General features: G+C 63.9%; 19 protein-coding genes. 4 read left to right on the top strand and 15 right to left on the bottom strand.

The features are described 5' to 3' along the window. Positions 1-516: 516 nt before the first annotated feature. The 4 genes from def to rluD are packed head-to-tail and all read right to left on the bottom strand — an operon-like array spanning position 517 to position 3,316. Entirely contained in the window at positions 517-1,008 is a 492-nt protein-coding gene (gene def / locus ABGV18_RS05380; protein ID WP_396585185.1) for a peptide deformylase, read from the bottom strand. Between the two features lie 2 nt (positions 1,009-1,010). Next, a complete protein-coding gene (locus tag ABGV18_RS05385; protein ID WP_396585139.1) occupies positions 1,011-1,535 on the bottom strand; it encodes a glycine cleavage system protein R in 525 nt (174 codons plus the stop codon). Positions 1,536-1,551: 16 nt separating this feature from the next. Beyond that, positions 1,552-2,325, bottom strand: a complete 774-nt coding sequence (gene pgeF, locus ABGV18_RS05390; protein ID WP_396585140.1) for a peptidoglycan editing factor PgeF — start codon at positions 2,323-2,325, stop codon at positions 1,552-1,554. After that, positions 2,306-3,316, bottom strand: a complete 1,011-nt coding sequence (gene rluD / locus ABGV18_RS05395) for a 23S rRNA pseudouridine(1911/1915/1917) synthase RluD (RefSeq protein WP_396585141.1) — start codon at positions 3,314-3,316, stop codon at positions 2,306-2,308. Before rluD ends, pgeF begins: the two co-directional genes overlap by 20 nt. 202 nt (positions 3,317-3,518) lie before the next feature. Between rluD and ABGV18_RS05400 the strand changes: the two genes are divergently transcribed. Together ABGV18_RS05400 and ABGV18_RS05405 are read left to right on the top strand one after the other, a co-directional pair. Then, on the top strand, positions 3,519-4,340 hold the full coding sequence (locus tag ABGV18_RS05400) for an outer membrane protein assembly factor BamD (RefSeq protein ID WP_396585142.1): 822 nt from the start codon (positions 3,519-3,521) through the stop codon (positions 4,338-4,340). Between the two features lie 312 nt (positions 4,341-4,652). Beyond that, complete coding sequence (locus tag ABGV18_RS05405) at positions 4,653-5,963, top strand: peptidoglycan-binding protein (RefSeq protein ID WP_396585143.1); 1,311 nt, start codon at positions 4,653-4,655, stop codon at positions 5,961-5,963. Between the two features lie 666 nt (positions 5,964-6,629). Here ABGV18_RS05405 and rpsI read toward each other — a convergent pair. Together rpsI and rplM are read right to left on the bottom strand one after the other, a co-directional pair. After that, positions 6,630-7,022: a 30S ribosomal protein S9 gene (gene rpsI / locus ABGV18_RS05410; RefSeq protein ID WP_396585144.1), complete on the bottom strand. Its 393-nt coding sequence runs from the start codon at positions 7,020-7,022 to the stop codon at positions 6,630-6,632. Positions 7,023-7,034: 12 nt separating this feature from the next. Next, on the bottom strand, positions 7,035-7,463 hold the full coding sequence (gene rplM / locus ABGV18_RS05415) for a 50S ribosomal protein L13 (RefSeq protein ID WP_396581336.1): 429 nt from the start codon (positions 7,461-7,463) through the stop codon (positions 7,035-7,037). Positions 7,464-8,039: 576 nt separating this feature from the next. Between rplM and ABGV18_RS05420 the strand changes: the two genes are divergently transcribed. After that, positions 8,040-9,296, top strand: a complete 1,257-nt coding sequence (locus ABGV18_RS05420; protein WP_396585145.1) for a heterodisulfide reductase-related iron-sulfur binding cluster — start codon at positions 8,040-8,042, stop codon at positions 9,294-9,296. A gap of 93 nt (positions 9,297-9,389) precedes the next feature. Here the strand turns inward: ABGV18_RS05420 and speD are convergent, their stop codons facing one another. The 4 genes from speD to trpD all read right to left on the bottom strand — a co-directional run bounded on the left by speD (position 9,390) and on the right by trpD (position 12,728). Next, entirely contained in the window at positions 9,390-10,226 is an 837-nt protein-coding gene (speD, locus tag ABGV18_RS05425; RefSeq protein WP_396585146.1) for an adenosylmethionine decarboxylase, read from the bottom strand. 174 nt (positions 10,227-10,400) lie between these two features. Beyond that, a complete protein-coding gene (locus ABGV18_RS05430) occupies positions 10,401-10,826 on the bottom strand; it encodes an OsmC family protein (protein WP_396585147.1) in 426 nt (141 codons plus the stop codon). Continuing rightward, the gene (trpC, locus tag ABGV18_RS05435) at positions 10,823-11,635 is read right to left on the bottom strand and encodes an indole-3-glycerol phosphate synthase TrpC (RefSeq protein ID WP_396585148.1); all 813 of its coding nucleotides are present in this window, start codon (positions 11,633-11,635) and stop codon (positions 10,823-10,825) included. The genes ABGV18_RS05430 and trpC overlap by 4 nt, the downstream gene beginning before the upstream one ends. 70 nt (positions 11,636-11,705) lie before the next feature. Then, the gene (gene trpD, locus ABGV18_RS05440) at positions 11,706-12,728 is read right to left on the bottom strand and encodes an anthranilate phosphoribosyltransferase (protein WP_396585149.1); all 1,023 of its coding nucleotides are present in this window, start codon (positions 12,726-12,728) and stop codon (positions 11,706-11,708) included. 1,072 nt (positions 12,729-13,800) lie between these two features. On the opposite strand from trpD, the gene ABGV18_RS05445 reads away from it, so the two are divergent. Next, positions 13,801-14,787, top strand: coding sequence for a LuxR C-terminal-related transcriptional regulator (locus ABGV18_RS05445; protein WP_396585150.1), 987 nt, complete (start codon positions 13,801-13,803; stop codon positions 14,785-14,787). Positions 14,788-15,327: 540 nt separating this feature from the next. Here ABGV18_RS05445 and ABGV18_RS05450 read toward each other — a convergent pair. From ABGV18_RS05450 to ABGV18_RS05470, 5 genes are all read right to left on the bottom strand, one after another. Continuing rightward, complete coding sequence (locus ABGV18_RS05450; RefSeq protein ID WP_396585151.1) at positions 15,328-16,170, bottom strand: YhjD/YihY/BrkB family envelope integrity protein; 843 nt, start codon at positions 16,168-16,170, stop codon at positions 15,328-15,330. Positions 16,171-16,295: 125 nt separating this feature from the next. Beyond that, a complete protein-coding gene (locus ABGV18_RS05455; protein WP_449728601.1) occupies positions 16,296-18,662 on the bottom strand; it encodes a DUF748 domain-containing protein in 2,367 nt (788 codons plus the stop codon). Positions 18,663-19,014: 352 nt separating this feature from the next. Then, positions 19,015-19,200, bottom strand: a complete 186-nt coding sequence (locus ABGV18_RS05460; protein WP_396585153.1) for a hypothetical protein — start codon at positions 19,198-19,200, stop codon at positions 19,015-19,017. 353 nt (positions 19,201-19,553) lie between these two features. After that, on the bottom strand, positions 19,554-19,700 hold the full coding sequence (locus tag ABGV18_RS05465; RefSeq protein WP_396585154.1) for a hypothetical protein: 147 nt from the start codon (positions 19,698-19,700) through the stop codon (positions 19,554-19,556). Positions 19,701-19,903: 203 nt separating this feature from the next. After that, positions 19,904-20,452 carry a hypothetical protein gene (locus ABGV18_RS05470; protein WP_396585155.1) on the bottom strand — a complete coding sequence of 183 codons (549 nt, stop codon included), beginning with the start codon at positions 20,450-20,452 and terminating at the stop codon, positions 19,904-19,906. Between the last annotated feature and the right edge of the window lie 87 nt (positions 20,453-20,539).

Genomic DNA, 20,539 nt, shown 5'->3' on the forward strand with positions numbered 1-20,539 from the left:
GAGGGCCGCCGGAGGCTCATGACGCAGACGGTGACCAGAATCAACGCCATGCCTAGCGCGACTCCCCTAGCCAAGCACCAGCAGACCGAACAGCGACGCGGTCACCGGCTCGACCGCGGCCACCCGCGACAAGGCGATCGGCGAAGTTCGCGTGCGAAATACTGAGGAAGTAGATGCTGAAGTTGCCCGTGACGGCAAGGCCGACAGCGCCGACCAGAGGACGGCCTTTCGGTGCGTGCGACAGAGCGTCGCGGACCGCGCCAGCCATCAAAACAGAGAAAACCGATCGCCCCCGATAGAAGGACGCGACCAGCGGATCCCAGCCTCACTCGATGATCATCGCGCCAAACCCGCCGGATACGCCGCACAGAAAGGCGGCAAGAATGACCAGCGCTAGTCCCACTCGGCCCTCCCCTCGGCGGGAGATCGACTCCGCCGTTGGCAGACGCACGAACCAGCGGGACGAACTCGTACCCCAGCGAACGCCGCAAAGAGGTGGGCGGAACGCGTTCCGGCTCAGCGCTCGCGCAGATCCGCGTGGCGGGAGACGAGGCGATCGAGAAACAGGATGCCGTCGAGGTGATCGATCTCGTGCTGGGCGATGCGTGCCTCGAAGCCCTTCATCTTGAAGGTGACGGTCCGGCCCTCGAGGTCCTGCGCGGTCAGTTCGATGGTTTCGGCGCGGATCACCTTGCCGGTGTAGTCGGGAATGGAGAGACAACCCTCGCGACCGACAGCAAAGCCCTTCCAGTTGGTGATCGCCGGATTCACCAGCACCAGGGGCCCGTTGTTGTCCACCGGGCGCTTGGCACGCGTGGCATCGACCAGGCACAGGCGCTGCATGCGTCCCACCTGCGGGGCGGCGATGCCCACGGCCGAGGGGCCGAGGTCCGCGGTGTGTTGCAGGTGTTCGGCAAATTCCCGCAACTCCGGGTCGAATTGCTCGACCGGCTCGCAGACCGTTTTCAGGCGCTCGTCCGGGTAGGTGAGGATCGGTAGTGGCTCCACGCTCACCCCCGCATCGTTTCAAGTGGGGTGACACGCACGGTCAGCCCCTGATCCGCGAAGCGCGCCACGCACTGCTCGATCGGCTCGATCCCGTCACTGCTCTCGCCGTCGATCTGCATGATGTAGATCGGCTTGTCGCTCGACCCGCCCACGTCCGAGCGCAGATCCAGGATGTTCATGCCGGCCTCGAGTAGCGCGGCCGTGACCTCACTGACGATGCCGCTGCGATCGGCGCTGTGCACGATCACCGACACGTCCGGCTCGCGGTGCTGATGCAGGGCCGCGTCGATCTGGTCGACATGCAGCTTGAGGCCGAACTCGGCCCGGGTGGATTCGAGCAGACCGGCCACCTCCTCGGGGTTGCCGGCGCCACGCACCATCATCATGATCGCGAACTGGTTGCCCAGCCGCATCATGGCCGTCTCACCGAGCTCGGCACCCACGCCGAACAACACCCGGGTGACATGGGCGACGATGCCGGGGCGATCTGCCCCGACCAGGGTCAGCAAAAGCCAGGGTTGCGTCATTTCGGTCTTCCTCTTTTCAGTCGGTTTCGCGCCAGATCAGGGTGGCCATTCGGCCGGTCTCGCCCTGGTCGCGGCGATACGAGTAGAACAATTCGGGCAGGGCGTAGGTGTCCCGCTCGCCGCCGAACACGCGGGTAATCCCCTGCCGGCGCAATCGAGACCGGGCCAACGCGAACAGGTCGGCATGGAATCGACCGGCCTCGGCCCCACCACGGAAGGCCGAGGCATCGGCGGGGTATTCGCGCATGAACGCCTCACGCACGTCCTCGCCCACCTCGAAATGCGCCGGGCCGATGGCCGGGCCCAACCAGGCCATCATCTCGTCACCGGCCACCGAGAACCGATCGACGGTGTGCTCGATCACGCCGGCGGCCAGACCACGCCAGCCGGCATGGGCGACCGCGACCTCGCTGCCGTCGTGGCTGGCAAGCGTCACCGACAGGCAATCGGCGGTCAGCACCGCCAGCACCTCGCCGGGGCGGTTGGTATAGGCCGCGTCGCCCTCGGGGCGATCGGTCGGCACCGCCGGCCCGACGACCGTGGTGCCATGCGTCTGGTTCAGCCAGCGGGGCGGCTCCGGCAGCGCGAGCATCTCGGCCAGGTCGGCCCTGTTGGCCGCCACGGCCTCGGCATCGTCACCGACGTGTGTCGCCAGATTGAAGCCATCGAACGGTGGCCGGCTATGGCCACCGATCCGGGTGGTCACGCCGGCACGCACGCCGCCCGGCGTCGGCCAGGTGGCCTCGATAAAGCGACTGCCCTCGGGGGCGTCAGTCGGGATCCGTGACATAGATAACCTCGGCCTCTCCTTCGTCGTTGCCGTCGCGATAATCGCGCAGCAGTTCGATCAATTCGTCCATATCATCCGGCATCGGCGCCTTGAGCGACAGCGTCTCGCCGGTCTCGGGGTGGGTGAGCGTCAAGCGCCGGGCATGCAGGGCCTGACGACCGAAGTCGCGCAGCACCTCGACCAGCATGTCCTCGGCACCCCGCGGCAAGCGCGGACGCCCCCCGTAGACCGGATCACCCACGATCGGGTGGCGGATGTGCGCCATGTGCACCCGGATCTGGTGGGTGCGGCCCGTTTCCAGACGGACACGCAACCAGGTGTGCTCGCCGAACTGCTCCACGACCCGGTAATGCGTCACGGCCGGTTTGCCCTGGGCCACGACCGCCTGGCGCTGCCGATCGCGGGCATGTCGCCCGATCGGCTCGTCCACCGTGCCACCGGCGATCAGGTGACCAACCACCACCGCGTCATATTCACGGCCGATACGGCGCTCGGCCAGGTCGGCAACCAGTGCCTGAAATGCCGCCTGGGTCTTGCCCACGACCAGCAGGCCGCTGGTCTGCTTGTCGAGCCGGTGCACCACCCCGGCACGCGGCAACAAGGCCAGCTCGGGATCGTGATGAAGCAATGCGTTGACCAGCGTACCATCCGGATTGCCGGCCCCGGGGTGGACCACCAGGTCGACCGGCTTGTTGACCACCAGCAGGTGCTCGTCCTCGAAGACGATATCCAGTGGGATGTCCTGGGGACGATCCTCGCTCTGCTGCTCCAACTCGGTCCGCAGGGCCAGGGTCTCGCCGCCCAGCACCGTGTCGCGCGGTCGCATCGACCGGCCGTCCACCGTCACTTCGCCACCCTTGATCCATTCCTGGATTCGGCTGCGGGAGAAGTCCGGCCATAACTGCGCGGCCGCCTGGTCGAGACGCATGCCGGCCAGCTCGGCGGGAATCAACAAGGTGCGTTCTACATCCATCAGTCGGGAATCAGCCATCCAAAAGCAACGGAAGCGCGCCGTGGCGCCGTCCGTCGTGACATGAAAAAGACGGGCAAACACCCGCCATGAGATTGGTTGGTTTTTAGCATCTTATCTGCGAAGATTATCCGCTAACGCTCGCCCCATCAACGCGCCGTACGATGCGCTTTTGGGCGGGCGGCGTCCACTCACTACTGCCAGCGGCCCTTCACTCCTGATCATGACCCAGCATCGCGACCGTAACCGTCCGGCCACTCGCCGCTCTCTTCCCCGGCACCTTGCCCGCGCGGCCCTGATCGCCGGCATGGTCACGTTCGCCAGCGGCTGCTCCTGGTTCTCGAAGAACGACGACGATCAAGTGGACCTCTCCGACCCGACCGCCTCGGCCGGCCAGCTCTATCAGGAAGCCAACGAGGCGATGCGCCGGGGCAACTACGAGACGGCAATCAAGAAGTACGAGACCCTGGAGGGCCGCTACCCGTTCGGTGCCTACACCGAGCAGGCGCAACTTGAAGTCGCGTATGCCTACTACAAGTACGACGAACCGGATTCGGCGATCGCCGCCGCGGATCGTTACATTCAGCTGCACCCTCGTGGTGACAATGTGGCCTACGCCCTGTACCTGAAGGGGCTGGCCAACATGAGTCGTGGCGATTCGCTGATCAACAAGATCGCGCCGCCGGACCTCTCCAAGCGCGACCAGTCGGTGATCGAGGCGGCGTACAAGTCGTTCGCGCGCCTGGTCGAGCAATACCCCGACAGCCAGTATGTCGACGACGCCAGCCGCCGCCTGGTCGAGGTGCGCAACTCGCTGGCCAAGCACGAGATCCAGGTAGCCGATTACTACATGCGGCGTGGCGCGTGGCTTGCCGCCGCCAATCGGGCTCAATCGGCACTCGACAAGTACAACGGCTCGACCTCGACCCTCCCGGCGCTGAAACTCTTGATTCGTGCCTACGACAAGCTGGGCCTGGAACAGGAACGACAGGACGCCGAAGCGATTCTCGAGGCGACGCGCCAGGCGAATGCCGAGGACTCCTGAATCGACGGATGCGTTTCGGCCGGCTTTCCGGCGGAACCGTGAAAAGAAAGGGCCGATGGCGATGCCGTCGGCCCTTTCTTTTGTTCGGTGCCATGACGCCCTGCCCACAAAGGATCCATCGCACCTTGTCGGGAAACGCGGCGCGAATCGTCACAAGAAGTACGCCGATCACGCGTCTTGCCCATCCTGGTGCTACGCTCGAACCACAGGAAGTGGTCGCCCTCCTGCGACAGCTGTTTAGGCAGCGGCCTCTCTGACCTTCCCAGCACTCCCATGTTGCGGATGACAACCCCGCCCACTGGAGGCATGACCGTGATCAACAAGACACTCGTACTCAGTCTTATCCTGTTCGGATCCGTCGGACTGGCCAGCGCCGATTACGCCGAGGGCATGCGCCACTACGAGATGCAGGAGTACCGCCAGGCACTGCAGGAATTCAGTGACGCAGCGAAACGCGGCGATCCCGATTCCCAGTACATGTTGGGCCGCCTGAATCAAGCCGGCAACGGCACCGCCCAGGATTTCGTGCAGGCCCACAAGTGGTACAACCTGGCTGCGGCCCGCGGTCACCGCCATGCCGCCGAGGCCCGCGATTCGCTGGCCAAACGCATGACGGCCGGACAGATCGCCGAGGCGCAGCGCGCAACGCGGGGCTGGCAGCCGGAAGAGGCACGCTCTTCACAGGCGACATGGGAGTCGCGGTCCGACATCGAGAACCTGTCGGATCGGGAAAGCGTGGCCGAGATTCAGCGTGAACTCAATCGACTCGGCTACGACGCCGGCCCAGTGGATGGCGCGATGGGAAACCGAACCCGCAATGCGATACGCCAGTATCAGGTCGAAATGGGCATCGATCGGGACGGCCGCGCATCGGCCCACCTGCTGAGACGCTTGCGCCAGACAGAGAAGGAAGACGTGGCCGCCCCCTCCGAGCAGCAGCAACCTGCCGCCTCGGCGCGAATCGCCCTGCAGGACAACTTCGACGACGGCGATTACCGTCGCAATCCCTCCTGGACGGTGCTTAGCGGCGACTTCGAGGTCGATCTGAATGGGTTGCGCAGCGTCGTCGAACCACAACGGGCGGCCGATCGTGCATCGCGCGGTCTCAGCTCTGATCGACCGGAAGAGATCGGCCTGGCCGTGCTGGGCATGATCCTCGAGCAGAGGGGCAATGGCAGACAGGCCGAGAAGCCCACCCCCATGGAGCCGGCACAGATCTTCGTCAATGCGCCCGTCGACAACGCGTTCAGGATGGAGGTGGATCTCGCCTCGCGCCAGCAGCCCGGCAGCCTGCAACTGGGGGTCTTCCAGGGCAACTGGCCCAATGCGACCGGCTACCGCCTGGTTTACTCTGCCGGCTCACAGCCGGGGCTCAGCCTGATCAGGCTGATTTCCGGAAGCGCCGAGACAGTGGCCCGCCATGACGGCCGGCTCGACCTTGAGGACGGCCGGTTCCACAGCATCGTCTGGAGCCGTGACGAAAGCGGACAGATGCAGGTCCACGTCGACGGTCGGCACATGCTTGGCGTGCAGGACAACGGCCTGCGCGACCCCTTCCAGGGCTTCGTGCTGGCAAACCAGGGCGGCGACTACACCCTGGGACGAATCAGACTCGAGGACTAGGTGCCGACAAGGCCCGCTCCAGGCGGCGCCATCCTTCGGTTGGCTGGCGAATAGACCGATTGCTGTCGAGGGAACGACATGCGCTCGGGATGGGTGTGCCAGGGAAGGAGCTCGACAGAAACGGGATGGCGGGCGCCATCGTCACGCCCGCCATCCCGCTAGCCGTGAGGCATGGAAGCTGCGCCGGGAAAGTGGTTCATCCCACGCAATGGGGCACACAGCCACCTTCTGCCGCTCGGAGGGCCTGTTGGGCCTGGCCGCCTGACTTGCCCCCAGCCCCTGGTCGTCTACCGAGGCAATCCGTTTCCCTGACAGCCATAGCCGGGCAACACACGCCCAGCCAGTGGCGACTCACACGAAAGCGTCCTGGCAAACCAAGGATGCGACCAAGCCAAGCCGGCAACTCGTTGGCGCCTTTCCATCCGGGTCGCCCCCGGATCATCACCCCGGATCATCACCAGCACTCGGCGACCGTGACCCCTCCCCTGTCTGACCACGACTCGTTCGATTACCCGTCAGGCCACCACAAACCCTGATCGCCGGCACGGCGGCAGGTTTTGCCACGCCCCGACAAGCCCCGTGCAGGAAAAATGGCAGGCAAAGCAAAAGCCCCGCACGATGGCGGGGCTTTCGAGGCAGCCGGCTCGAGGCCGGCAAGGCGCCGGATCAGCGCTTGGAGAACTGAACCGAACGACGTGCCTTGCGCAGGCCAACCTTCTTACGCTCGACCTGACGAGCATCACGGGTCACGAAGCCGGCTTCACGCAGCTTCGGACGATGTGCTTCGTCATAGTCCATCAGCGCACGGGTCAGACCGTGACGAACGGCACCGGCCTGGCCACTCGGGCCACCGCCAGCAACGGTCGCGACGACGTCGAACTGGTCGCCCACTTCCAGCAGCTGCAGCGGCTGGCGAACGACCATCTGCGCGGTTTCACGACCGAAGAAGTCTTCGATGCTCTTGCCGTTGATGGTGATGTTGCCGGTACCCGGACGCAGGAAGACCCGTGCAGAGGATCTCTTGCGACGACCGGTTCCGTAATTCTGTGTCATTGCCATGAGTAGTCTCTCTTAGATCTCGAGCAGCTGGGGCTGTTGCGCCTGATGATTGTGCTCGGCGTTGGCGTAGACCTTGAGCTTGGTATACATCTGACGACCGAGCGCATTCTTCGGCAGCATCCCCTTGACGGCCAGCTCGATGACGCGCTCCGGGGAACGCTCCATCAGCTTCTCGAAGGTGAAGTGCTTCATGTTGCCGATGAACCCGGTATGGAAGTGATACATCTTGTCAGTGGCCTTCTTGCCAGTGACCTTGATGTCCTTCGCATTGACGATAACGATGTAGTCACCGGTATCGACGTGCGGGGTGAACTCGGCCTTGTGCTTGCCACGCAGACGGCGGGCGACCTCGGTAGCCAGACGACCCAGCGTTTTGCCGGATGCATCGATGACGTACCAGTCGCGTTTTACCTCGGCCGGCTTGGCGGAATAGGTTTTCATGGATCGACAGCTCCCAGCCCAGAAGCGATACATTGATTTCAAGAGGGCGCGAAGTCTACCCGAAGGTAGCGCACCCCGCAAGGCCGATTTCGCAACCGGCCTTGAACGTGGAGAACCGCGGAGTATAAAACGCATCGGTGCGGAAAGCGAAGGACTTTCCGCACCGAAAAGAGAAGGCCTGCTCGAATCCGATGCCATCCTGGCCCGACGAGTCATTCGTGATCAAGGCCCATCGGCGCCGGCGTGCGGTGGCCACGCCAAGACGACGCAACACCGAGCACGGGCAACTCACGGCACGCAGAGCGGCATCGGAGTCGCGCAGACCTTCCCTCGACATATTCCAGACAAAAAAAATGCCGGCAGGAGCCGGCAACAACAAGAACCACCAAAGGAGGATAAGCAATTCACGGTATAAATATATACTAATACTCCACGGGGCGTCAACCCACTTCCCGCATTTTCTTCTAGCCCTGTCGGCGCGTCGCCCACGGCTCAAAGCGGTAGGCCCTTGGACCTTCAGAAATCGGACCATCACCCGCCTTGACCACTCCACCGGGCCACTGCACTCTTCACGACATGAACTCGCCCGATCCGTCCGCCCGCGCGCACCCGAACCCATCGGCCACACTCGATCAGGCCATCCAGTCGGATGCGCTCGACTGCGTGATGTGCGGGATCTGCGTTCCACACTGCCCCACCTTCTCCCTGACTCACAACGAGGCCGATGGCCCCCGCGGGCGCATCAGCCTGCTGCTCGGCATCAGCCAGGGCGGATTGACGCCGGATGCCGACGTCAGCCGGCACCTGGATACCTGCCTGACCTGTCGCGCCTGCGAAACCGTCTGCCCCTCGGGGGTCGCTTACGGACGGCTGATCGACAACGGCCGGGCACGCCTGGCCCACGAGTCGGCACCCGCAACGCGTCCGCAGGCCGAGGCCCGCGTCTGGCGACTGCTGCGCGACCAGCTGCTGACAAGACGTCGGCGCCTCGGCACGGCCTGGCAGGCGTATCGCGTCATGCAACGACTGGGACTGGGCGGTGTGGCTCGGCGACTGGCCGGACCGATCGGGCGCGCCCTGCCCCGCCAACTGACCCACACCACGCCGCAGCAGACACCAAGTCACGAGCTGCCCCCATCTCGTGGGCGCGTGGGCCTGTTTATTGGCTGCACTGGCGCGGCCATGAACGCCCCCGCCGTGGCCGCCGCCCGGGCGGCCATTACCGCATTTGGCTATCAACCGGTCATTCCGGGCGATCAGGGCTGCTGCGGCGCGATGCACGCCCACGGCGGGGAACCGGATGCAGCAAGTCAACAACGCGAACGCAACGCGGCCGTGTTCAAGGCGGTCGGCGTCGACGAGGTGATCGTCGTCGGCACGGCCTGCACGGCCGAACTGACCGCCTTGCAGGCCTCGCACGGCTTGAAGGTCCGCGAGATCACCGAGTGGCTACTTGGGCGCGAGCCGGAGGAATGGCCCCGCCTGGCAAGGCTCGACCACCGCGTCGCGCTGCACACCCCCTGCAGCCAGCGCAATCACCTGGCGCAACCCGACGCCAGCCGACGACTGCTGGAGTCCATTCCGGGGCTCGAGTTGCTGGAGATCGATGGCAACGCGCGTTGCTGCGGGGCGGCGGGGATGCAGGTGCTGCTCTATCCGGAACAGGCCGAACGCCTGCGGGAACCGAAGCTCGAGTCGATCGAGCGGCTGGCGCCCGATGTCGTCGTCAGCGCCAATGTCGGCTGCGCGACCCACCTGGCGGCGGGCGCGAATCAGGTCGTCAAGCAGCCGGTGGAGTTGCTCGCCGAGTCGATCGCCGCAGCGAAAGACTGAGTGCCAGGGAAACCCTGCACAAATCCGATACCACTCTTGCGCGCCTTGATCACGAACGACTCGCCGGGCCAGAGTGGTATCGGATCCGTGCACCTAGCCGCTGGGCACGTCCGCGTCGGCCAGATTGCGGCCGTAGAAGATCTCGAACATCTCCTTTTTCAGCGCCTTCTCGATGCGGGTGCAGACCTGCGGGCTGTAATCGTCGGTGCCGTGACCGAACAGGTAGTTGTCCAGATCGAAGTCCTTGAGAAGCATCTTGGTGTGGAAGATGTTCTCCTGATAGACGTTGACGTCGATCAGTTGGTAGCGCTGCCGGGTGTCCTCGGACATGTAGTTCTGGATCGAGTTGATCTCGTGATCGATAAAGTGCTTCTTGCCGTGCACGTCGCGGGTAAAGCCCCGCACGCGGTAATCGAGCGTCACGATGTCCGAATCGAAGCTGTGGATCAGGTAGTTGAGCGCGCGTAGCGGCGAGATCCGCCCGCAGGTGGACACGTCGATATCGGCCCGGAAGGTGGAGATGCCGTTTTCCGGGTGGCTTTCCGGGTAGGTGTGCACGGTGATGTGGCTCTTGTCGAGGTGGGCCACCACCGACTCGCGCGACAGCTCGGCATCACCCGGCAACGGGCCCGGCTCCTCGTGATAGTCGATGCCCTCGGCGATCACCGGCTCCTCGGAGATCAGGATGGTCACCGAGGCGCCCTGCGGCTCGTAGTCCTGCCGGGCGACATTGAGGATGTTCGCCCCGATCATCTCGGTGACATCCGTCAGGATCTGGGTCAGCCGGTCGGCGTCGTAGACCTCGTCGATGTAGGCGATGTACTCGTTGACCTGCGCCCGGGTCTTGGCATAACAGATGTCGAAAATCGACATGCTCAGCGTCTTGCTGAGGTTGTTGAACCCGTGCAAGGTGACCGACGGCTCACCCATACTCTACCCCCCTGACAAAAACAAGGCGCCCGGCCATACAAAGCCGGGCGTTTTTACAATCGATGAAGAGTTGATGCCGCCATCGACGGCACCGTTGGGCGAAGTGTAAACCGCCACCTCCCGGATGACCACGAACAACTGCGCCGCCCGTCACGACTCCGGTCATGCCCCCGGTCACAACTCGGGCTCACGCACCTCGAAATCGTGGGTCAGTTCCACCGAGTCGCGCAGCATTGCCGAGACCGAGCAGTACTTGTCCGCCGACAGGTTCACGGCCCGCTCCACCTTGTTCGGATCGAGCCCCTTGCCGACCACCACGTAACGGGTATGAATGTGGGTGAACACCTTGGGCGCCTTGACCTCGGCACGCTCGGCGGACAGTTCGATCCAGCAATCCTCGACCGGCTGGCGCTGCTTGCCCAGGATCATCATCACGTCGATGGCGGTGCAGCCACCCAGCCCCATCAGGACCATCTCCATCGGCCGCGGGCCGGCATTACGCCCGCCGATCTCCGGCGCGCCATCCATCACCAGCCCGTGACCGCTGTCGGCCTCGGCCATGAACGCCATGCCGTCGACCCATTTGACTCGTGCTTTCATGCCTCTCCTCCCAGTTCGAACAGTTCCGCCAGCGCCTCGCCCGGCTCCTCGGCCCGCATGAACGCCTCGCCCACCAGGAAGGCATGCACGTCGTGCTCACGCATGCGCCGGACGTCCTCGACCGCGAGAATGCCGCTTTCCGTGACCACCAAGCGGTCATCCGGGATGTCGTGCAGCAATGACAGGGTGACATCGAGGCTGACCTCGAAGCTGCGCAGATCGCGGTTGTTGATGCCGATCAGGCGGGTGTCGAGCGTCAGGGCGCGCCGCAGTTCCTCGTGATCGTGCACCTCGACCAGCACGTCCATGCCCCAGTGGCGCGCCCGATCGTGCAGGGCATGCATGGTCTCGTCGTCGAGGGCCGCGGCAATCAGCAACACGCAGTCGGCGCCCATCGCGCGGGACTCGTCGACCTGGTAGGGCTCAATCAGGAAGTCCTTGCGCAGCACCGGTAGACGGCAGGCGGCGCGGGCGGCCTTGAGGTACTCGGCATCGCCCTGGAAGAAGTCTCGGTCGGTGAGCACCGACAGGCAGGCCGCCCCGCCCTTCTGGTAGCTCTTGGCAATCGCCACCGGGTCGAACGGATCACGGAACACGCCGCGGCTGGGCGAGGCCTTCTTGATCTCGGCGATCACCGCCGGGCGTTTCTCGGCGACGCGCGACTCGATGGCCCGCTCGAAGCCGCGTGGCCGATCGGCGGCCAGCGCCATGTCTTCCATGGCGAGCGGCGGGGTCACTTGGCGGGCGGCGACCACCTCGACACGCTTGCGGGCAATGATCTTTTTCAGGATATCGGGGGTATCAGTCACGGCAGTCACGGCGGGTAGTCATGGATGGGTCGGCCGAGCGCGTAGGGATAGAGCGCCCCGGCCAAGCGATTCAGGCGTGGCAGGCGCGGGTCATGGCGACCAACTGATCGAGCTTGTCCAACGCGCGCCCCTGTTCCAGCAAACGTTCGGCGGTGGCCACACCGGCGACCAGGTCCTCGGCCAGGCCGGCGGCGTAGATAGCCGCGCCGGCATTGAGCGCGATCATGTCGGCGACCGGGCCAGCCTCACCACCCAGGGCCGCGCGCACGCGCTCGACGCTCTGTTCGGGACCATCGACGATCAACCGGTCGAGCGGCTGGCGCGTGATGCCGAAATCCTCCGGCTCGATGCGGAAACGACGAATCGTGTTCTCTTTAAGCTCGGCGACCTCGGTGGCTTCCGCCAGCGAGATCTCGTCGAGACCGTCGTGGCTGTGCACCACCAGCACGTGGCGGGCGCCGAGGCGCTGCATCACCTCGGCCAGCGGCTCGAGCCAGTCGCTGCTGTACACGCCCAGCAGCATCGCGGGCGCCCCGGCCGGGTTGGTCAGGGGCCCAAGGACATTGAACAGGGTGCGCACGCCCAGCTCCTTGCGCGGCACGGCGGCGTGGCGCATCGAGCCGTGATGGCGCGGGGCGAACATGAAGCCGATGCCCAGCTCGCGCACGCAGCGGGCGACGCAATCGCTGTCGACCTCGAGATTCACGCCCGCCGTCTCGAGCATGTCGGCACTGCCCGAGCGACTGGTCACCGAGCGGTTGCCGTGCTTGGCGACATGCCCACCGGCCGCGGCCACCACGAAGCTCGAGGCGGTCGAGACATTAAACAGCGCCGAGCCGTCACCGCCGGTACCGACAATGTCGACCAGGTGCGGCACGTCCACCTGCACGCCCACCGCCAGCTCGCGCATCACCTCGGCGGCGGCCGTGATCTCGTCGACCGTCTCGCCCTTCATGCGCAGCGCGATCATTAGACCGGCCACCTGCACCGGCGTGGCCTCGCCGGCCATGATCTGGTGCATGACCGCATACATCTGCTCGCGGGTCAGATCATGGTGGTCGACGGTGCGGGCAATGGCGTCGCGAATGTTCATGGGCGTTTATCAGGGTGTCCGGCGTGTATCTGGCGGGAAACGGTAGCACGTCAGGGGGATGGGGCGCAGCAACGAGGCGCCATCTGGGGGAAAGGCCGGCATGTCCTGTAGGCGCCCCTCCTCGCCCGGCGACCGTTATCCCGCCCGGGCTGACATCACATGCTGGCTTAACACCGAACAGTGAATGCCACCGAACCGCTCCATCGGACCGAGATGCCGTCCCCGGGCCGTAAGCGCGCTGCCAACCACACTTCCTGGCCGGTTGATGTGGGACGGACATCACCCACTGGTTGGTTGCAACGGACCATCGGCTTTCGCCTGGACCTCCTCTGCCCGCACCGCGCAAAAACAGATGCCAAACAGGCAGACGTAACTCGAGAAATAAATCCATATTAGGAGTGTCTACTGCACCGGGGTAAGCCCATGCGTCCGAACGAGCGCCTTGTTAGGCCATGTATTATTCCAGCGGTAAATAGACATCAGTAATCATTTCTTGCTCTTTAATATTAGGACCAATATTTACATAGTGAAAAATATCGGAAATTCACGCAATGACTCACCACTTTCTGGCAGCCAGGATTCATATAAGTATTTTGCTGCGGCCACATTTTCTCGTGAACCTATATTTCCGTTGCTCAGGCGATCGGGCAGCGCCCGAGGATGATGCGTGCCCGAAATTCGACGAATTGCTCTGTAAGCACTGGCAATTTCTCGGGCTTGTCAGCGGCACCCGAGCCGGCGGCTGAACATTTCGCTCCGCAGGCGGACGATCGAATGTGGTCACCGATCAACCGCCTTCTTGGCCGCCACTACGAGTGGGTGTCTCGTTTGTTGTAAAAATGCCGGACTCCTGTCCAGTCGATAGGGTCCACCTCAGTGCCCGCTTCAACAATGGCCGACTTCCAGAAGAAAATTGACAACTTCAAGGAGAGAATTGAGCGCAATCCGATGCCGGATAACCAAGATATCGCGAGGCTTCAGGCATCAACAGCTGTATGGAAAACTTACGATAACCCGTCTATTCTTCTTATCCGTACTTCATCTTATAAGCATAAGCGAAGGGGTAGACGTGATGTCCGGACCGTTCCAGTTGCTCGCCGTGTCCCTCTCTCCAGGCGATCCGGTCGCTCGCATTCTCGCCGCCGTCGACCGACTCGAGGCCCGCAGTGGCGTTCGCGTGCTGGACATGATGATCGTGGAGAAGGGCGAGGACGGCAGCGTCGTCCAGTCGTCCCTCGGTGGAGACGACGACTTCGGTGAGCTCGTCGCAAGGCTCTTCCCGAACGACGGCGCCGGAGCCGAGCCCGGCGATGGCGCACCCGCCTGGCTGTGGGGGCAGGCGCAGGCCTTGCCGGCCGGGACGGCGGTCGCCTTTCTGCTCGTCGACCACCGCTGGGCCCGAGCGCTCTTCGACGTGATCGACGAGGCGGACGGCGCGTTGTTGGGTTCCGGTTTCCTCTCACCGGAGCTCGGGCTGGTCGTCGACACCGAGCTCGCGGCAATGGAGCAGGCCGCTCGATCCATCGCCACAGCGCAGGCTGCCGAAGCGGAAGCGAGACTGCGGGCCGTCGCTGCACTGGCCGAAGCCGACGAGGCCGTGGCCGCCTCGGCACGGATCCGATCTGCGGCCGCCGCCGAGACCCTCCAGGTGCTGACGGAGGCGGGCCTGCTGGAGCTGGCCGCGGCGAGCGAGGCCGCCGACGCCCTCAGCAATGCGGGCCTGATCATGGCAGCCGCGGACCGCGCCGTCGAAGAGGCCATGGCGAGAGGCGCGGCCGCAGATAAAGCGGCGGATGAAGCCGTCGCCCGGGACCGGGAGGCCGTGCGAGCCTCCGACGAGCAGACGACCGCCGCCCGCATGGCCGCCTCGATCACCCCGGCAGAGATCCGCGTGCTGCGCTACCTGCCGACGAAACTCAGCTTCGCGCTCATCGCCGACAAGCTGGGGATTTCTCGAGGAGCGGCCAGGAGTCGGGCCGAGCGAGCCTACAAGAAGCTCGATGTCCACAATCGAGCTGACGCAGTGCATCGGGCACGGACTCACCGAATCCTGTCGTGACCGTACCGCGCGGACGACCACCTGCTTCCGTGGCCGCGGTCGCACCTGAGCGCGTCCTCCTCTCCCGCCTCTGCGCTAGGCCCGCCCCCGACACAAAGGAGTCGGTGACCAACGATCATCATTGGCACTTATGGAATAGCCCGACTGGATTTGATTTCCCGCCGCGGTAACAACCGCAAAATATCCATATCTTTCTCGTTCTAACGTCACGTCTCACGCGCGGCGAGCCGCAGGCGAGTCGTCGCCGTGGAGGCGATGGTTAGCCACTTGTTTGCTACCTTTCTATCTCTGCAGTCCCACCGGATATTCGCCCACCCTCTACATGCCCGATAGATTGGCCACAGGCCGGGGAGGGCCTTGCTGGCCAGGTGACGCAGGATCCGCTCGATCACCGACGGATTTTCGATGCAGGCGATGACCTTGACCTGCCATACACGCTTGAGTCGTTGCGCCCATCGCGTCGCTGCCTGTTGCTCGACGGGCGAGAGTCAGTTGGGGCTGACTTTTGATGTTTGTCAGCCAGTTAAAGTGCGACGCTCATCACCCACTGGTTGGTTGCAACGGACCATCGGCTTTCGCCGGGACCTCCTCTGCCCGCACCGCGCAAAAACAGATGCCAAACAGGCAGACGTAACTTGAGAAATAAATCCATATCAGGAACGCCACAATGCCGCCCAAGGCGCCATAGATGGCGTTGAAGCTCGTGAAGTGGATCCCGTAAAGCAGAAACAGCCATTCGCCAATCCAGATCAATAGCGTCGCAACCAGCGCGCCGAGCCAAACTTCGGAAAACCGGGTGACCCGGCTGGGGGCGAGCCGGTAAATCATGATCAGCCCGTAGAATAAAACCAGCCACGGAATGAGATGGAAAATCATGACGAACAGCCAATCGGGCAATCCGAGACGGGTGGCAAGCCATTCGTGGGACATCCGCGCCACCCCGGGCACCAAAATGCCGATCAACACGGCGCTCACCGTGATGCCGAGCAGGGAAAGGCTTTTCAACGGCAACCGCCACCAACTGAAACTTGGCGATTGCCAGAGGCGGTTTGTGATCCGAATCAGCACGCTAAGGAATTGCAGCGAGCTCCAAAACAACAACGGAATCGCCACCAGGCTGATCTGGCCCCGCGCCCCCAGCATGCCGCCAATGGACCCCACGGCGGAGTGTTCCTGTTCACCGGTCAGCGGCACGTAATGTTTGACCCACTGCACAACCGCCTGCGTCGCCACGTCGCGCTCGACGAACAGGGATCCGACGGTCACCAGCAGGATGACCAGAGGTAGGAATGACAGCAGCAGGTAATAGGCAAAGGCGGCGGCGCCCTCGTTGCCATCCGCTTCCACCCAGCGTGCGTGAGCGCGGCACAGAATCCGCCACACGGTTGACTGCTTAACCTTGAGCCATAACTTTCGCATCGGTTTGACCTTATTTGTTCAGCCACCAGCCACCAGCCACCAGCCACCAAAAAAGACGGCTGAAAACCAGGGTCAGAACGCAGTATTTTCTAGTCCACGGCTAAACCGACTTCCATCACGACCTGCTCGTCGTTCTCGGACTCAACTGCCCTGGGTTCCGCCAGCTGGACCCGCTCGGGCTCGACCGCGGTGCCTTCTTGCGGGCCGTCGGGCGTATCCGCCAGCAGGCGGTCCCGCACGGCTCTGGCCCGTGCCTGGCCGAGTGCCGCGAGATCGGCATCGGTGACGGGTTGCGCGGCGATCACCGCCTCGGCGAGATGGGCTCGGTAGGCGACAGCGTCGAACGCCGATCGGCCCTTCGGGTCCTCGTCCGGCTCGCGCGTAAACCGCGCCCGCACCTCGTCCAGACTGGTTTGCGGGTAGGCGCTTGAGAAAAGCGCCTCCATCGCCTCTTGCGTCGATTCCGCGGTCAGGTCCGGGGACGACACCTCGCGTCCCCGCTCGCGCAACCACTCGGCGAGTTGCTCGACGGCGCGTTGGCGCTTGAGTGCCGGGCCGTCCACATTTGGATCGAAGGGACCGGCGAGCTCCAGCGCCAGTGCCGGACGCTTCACGAGGGCCTCGCGCAGCAGCCCGACGCGCTGGTGCTGCGGCGGTGTCAGGTCGCTGCGGCCCGCCGGGTACGCGATCCGTTGCAGGTCCTCTTCGCTAGCCCCGACCAGACTCGCCAGAAAGCGGAACGGCGCGCTGACAATGTCGCCGATCGCGTCACCGATGGCACTGCGAATCGCGCCACCCAGCGCGAAGTGGGGATCGCCGAGCTCTCCCGTGACCGGGATATCCATCTCGATCACGCCCTCGCTGTCCTTGAGTAGCGCGACGGCGAGGCTGAGCGGCAGATCCATCGCGCCCGGGCTCTCGACCTCCTCGCCCAGTTCCAGATCGTGCAGCACGATCGCATTACTGCCCGCGAGCTTGCCGTCCACGAGGCGATAGCCGAGATCGAGGTCCATGCGGCCTTCCGCAATCCGGCGGCCGGCGAACGCCACCGTGTACGGCGAGTAGTCCGGCACCACCAGGTTGCGAAACGTCAGCGTGACGTCCGTGTCCCGCATCGGCTGCCAGGCGTGGATCGTGCCCTCGATGCGCGCCAGACCATGCTCACCCACCTGACCTTCGAGCTGTACGTCGGCCGGAGTCTGTGTGTCCGAAGCCAATGTGGAGATCTTGCCGTTCAGCTTGTGGATGCGCGTCGAGAAGGGCAGCGGCAGCGAATGGTCCGCAAACTGGAGACGACTGTCGGCCAGGACGATGCCGGCGATGCTGACGCGAAATGGGGCGGCGCCTTCGCCCTGATCCCCTTCGACAGCGGGGCCCTCCCCCTCGGCGCGCGCCACGAGCAGGCGATTGAAATTCGTGGTCCGATCCTCGCGGATGATGACCCGGCCGGAGCCGCCCTCGATGGACACGCTCGAGGCCTCGAGGCTGCGCTGCGCCAGGCTCAGGTCGAGCTGCTCGATCTTCATGGCTTGCCAACCCGCCACCGGCTCGGTGTCGCCGGGGTCCAGGGGCGCGAGGCTGAACCCGTCCACGCCGGCACTGCCACGAAAGGCCAGGGGCTCGTCGGCGCTGACGGACAGTCGTCCGTCGAGGCTCAGATTCCCGCCCTTGATCGCCAGCCGCGCGAGTTGTTGCAGGTAAGGCTCGGCCGGGCTCAGGGCCAGCGTCTCCGCGCGCAGACCGCCGTTGACCCCGAATGCCGGCGACACCCGCATTTCGCCGTCAAACGAGAAGGCACCGCCCGCCTTGATCTGCCCGGCGAAATGGAGCGGGAACCCGCTGTTCTCGTGCAAGGCGGCATCATTCAGCGACAGGGCAAAATCTTGCACCGCGATGGTGGCGGTCGTGCCTGATGGATGGGACGCGGTGGTCAGATGATCCGCAAAGCGGATCACTCCCTCCACAACATCCAGATCGCGGATCACCATCGCCGGCATCCCGCCTTCGCTAGTCGCTGCCGGCTCGCCTGCAGCGTCATCGATCAGTCGGGAGAAGCGCGTCTCGCCCGAGGCGAAGCGTTCCTCCTGAACCACCGGGCCTTCGAGGCGTGCCTGCTGGAAGGTCCACGCCTGGTCGAAGAGGCTGACCAGCGTGAAGTTGACGAACAGCCGGTCGAAGGCGGCTAGCTCGTGGCCGTCGGGATCCGCGAGGGCGAAATCAGTCACCTCCAGGGTGAACGTGTAGGGATTAAAATCGATATCGCCGATGCGAAGTTCGCGACCCAGTTCCTCTTGCACCTTGTCTTGCGCGATCCAACCGGCGAGCCACGGCACCAGGAAAAAACCCGCCAGCGTGTACAACGCGACGGCCACCAGCACCCAGAGGCGAACCCGGCGCACGTTGATCCAACGGTGGCGCAGGTACCCCCACAGGCGCGGCAGGAATCGTCTACTCATGGCGAGGCAACATTAGAACATTAGGGTCGAACCAAGCTAACATATTGTTCTCTAGCATTTATGGGACCCTCAGATTAGGGGTCACGCCTTGACATGACCGCTCGGTAAAGCCGGCCCAATTCCTTATCGTCCCGCATCGCCGCCTGAACGCGTCTGATGTTCTGGCCCACCGCCGAATAGTGAATGCCACCGAACCGCTCCCCGATGGCCGCCAGGGTCAACTCGGTCTCGCCCCGGTACACACAGCATAGCCACCTGCCGCGCCTTCTGCTCCATCGGACCGAGATGCCGCCCCCGGGCCGTAAGTGCGCTGCCAACCACACCCCAGGCTGCAGCCACCGCCGCCAGAACATCATCCGCCGTGCGAACCCGTCGCCTCTCCCGGCGCGGGGTTTCCGGGGGCCTTGGTGCGATTGATGTCGGTGGGATAGCTGGCCCAGACCCAATCCTCCAGATCGTCAACAAGCGGATTAGCGGCCTCGATGGGATTGCGGTGGATGTGGCGGGAGACGGCCAGAACGTAGGAATCGGCGTCCACCAGGATGGGCTTGTAGCGCCCCCGGAGCAGTGGGCCATCCGTTTCAACCAGGCGGTTGTGGCGTTGGGTTTAGACGCCGTCGATGTGGCGCATGGCCCGGCCGGGGTTGCCCAGGGGTGTACGCACCAAGAGGTGGTCGTGGTTGGGCATCAGACAGTAGGCATGAACCTCCGGCAAGCCTCGGCCACGGTCTCAAGAAAGGCCTGTTATCCGGCCTCGCCGGGGAAGATCGCATGGCGTCCCCGGCCGCGATTCATCACGTGGTACCAGGCGCCTTCCTATTCAATGCGGAGGGGGCGACTCATGAGCCTAGAGCGGCCACGCCAACTGTCATCTCAAGACTTGACCCCTTTTCACATCATGCGCAGCGCGACCATCAGACCGGCGACCTGCACCGGCGTGGCCTCGCCGGCCATGATCTGGTGCATGACCGCGTACCTCTGCTCGCGGCTCAGATCGCGACGGTCGACAGTACGGGCAATGGCTTCGCGAATGTCCATGGGCGTTTACGAGGTATCCGGCGTGAGTCTGGCGGGAAGCGGTAGCACGAGCCGGGGATGTTGCGCAGCAACCAAGCCCCACTTGCAAACTTCGCCCCGCTCTTGGGCGGTACCTCGGCGGGCGACCACCATGAACCGCATCAGCGATGCGCTTCTCATATCATGAACTCCACCAGGAGAGGGTTCGCCGCCGATAGAGATGGCTAGAAAGTCACTCCCAACGCCAGCACCCCAACCACACAAATGGCCGTAAGCGCCTGAAGCAAAGTGAATAAGGCCTGAATCTGCATGAGCTTTGCGACCGACCGTGTCGATGCAGTTATCTCTCCACATCTTACTTTTTCAAGTGAACGATTCACAAACCAACGACTAGGCCATGGGAAAACACGCCCCATTTCCAAAAAAACGACGGAGAATTCCAGCGGGACCCCGTTTTCTGCCGCGGAGCGCCCCTCTATGCGGCCTATCGCAGATCCGGCGCAGGCTCCGGCGACAAAAACAGCCAAAATCTTAGCGAAAACCGCAAGAATGGCGACCACGAAAAACGCGAAGAAGAGAAACTGCAAAGCGTAGGAGGACACGTGCTTAGCCACCTCACCAAGATTCGGCAACAACGCACCCACCACCGCTGCAAAGCCCACCAGAAGCCAACCTGAAAACAGGTCCATGTTGCGTGAACTAGCCTCCATGGATCTGGACACAAGGTTGTTCACGAAGGCCTTCTCGTGCAAGTCGCTGATCTCAGTCTCCATACTTCTTCCTAGATCCTAGAAGAAAAGGGGTCAGAACCTTTTATCTCGATTGAGGCTTTAATCCCTTCGGCTTTTCTTTGTGATCAC

The organism is Guyparkeria halopsychrophila (assembly GCF_044582135.1).
Classification (GTDB): Bacteria; Pseudomonadota; Gammaproteobacteria; order Halothiobacillales; family Halothiobacillaceae; genus Guyparkeria.

What these genes read in the sequence shown, in the direction of transcription:
- ABGV18_RS05455 (WP_449728601.1), bottom strand. Translation starts at nt 18,662, where the DNA reads ATGAGTAGACGATTCCTGCCGCGCCTGTGGGGGTACCTGCGCCACCGT.
- ABGV18_RS05400 (WP_396585142.1), top strand. Translation starts at nt 3,519, where the DNA reads ATGACCCAGCATCGCGACCGTAACCGTCCGGCCACTCGCCGCTCTCTT.
- trpD (WP_396585149.1), bottom strand. Translation starts at nt 12,728, where the DNA reads ATGAACATTCGCGACGCCATTGCCCGCACCGTCGACCACCATGATCTG.
- rplM (WP_396581336.1), bottom strand. Translation starts at nt 7,463, where the DNA reads ATGAAAACCTATTCCGCCAAGCCGGCCGAGGTAAAACGCGACTGGTAC.
- ABGV18_RS05420 (WP_396585145.1), top strand. Translation starts at nt 8,040, where the DNA reads ATGAACTCGCCCGATCCGTCCGCCCGCGCGCACCCGAACCCATCGGCC.
- rluD (WP_396585141.1), bottom strand. Translation starts at nt 3,316, where the DNA reads ATGGCTGATTCCCGACTGATGGATGTAGAACGCACCTTGTTGATTCCC.
- pgeF (WP_396585140.1), bottom strand. Translation starts at nt 2,325, where the DNA reads ATGTCACGGATCCCGACTGACGCCCCCGAGGGCAGTCGCTTTATCGAG.
- ABGV18_RS05465 (WP_396585154.1), bottom strand. Translation starts at nt 19,700, where the DNA reads ATGGACATTCGCGAAGCCATTGCCCGTACTGTCGACCGTCGCGATCTG.
- ABGV18_RS05385 (WP_396585139.1), bottom strand. Translation starts at nt 1,535, where the DNA reads ATGACGCAACCCTGGCTTTTGCTGACCCTGGTCGGGGCAGATCGCCCC.
- rpsI (WP_396585144.1), bottom strand. Translation starts at nt 7,022, where the DNA reads ATGGCAATGACACAGAATTACGGAACCGGTCGTCGCAAGAGATCCTCT.
- ABGV18_RS05445 (WP_396585150.1), top strand. Translation starts at nt 13,801, where the DNA reads ATGTCCGGACCGTTCCAGTTGCTCGCCGTGTCCCTCTCTCCAGGCGAT.
- ABGV18_RS05470 (WP_396585155.1), bottom strand. Translation starts at nt 20,452, where the DNA reads ATGGAGACTGAGATCAGCGACTTGCACGAGAAGGCCTTCGTGAACAAC.
- speD (WP_396585146.1), bottom strand. Translation starts at nt 10,226, where the DNA reads ATGGGTGAGCCGTCGGTCACCTTGCACGGGTTCAACAACCTCAGCAAG.
- ABGV18_RS05430 (WP_396585147.1), bottom strand. Translation starts at nt 10,826, where the DNA reads ATGAAAGCACGAGTCAAATGGGTCGACGGCATGGCGTTCATGGCCGAG.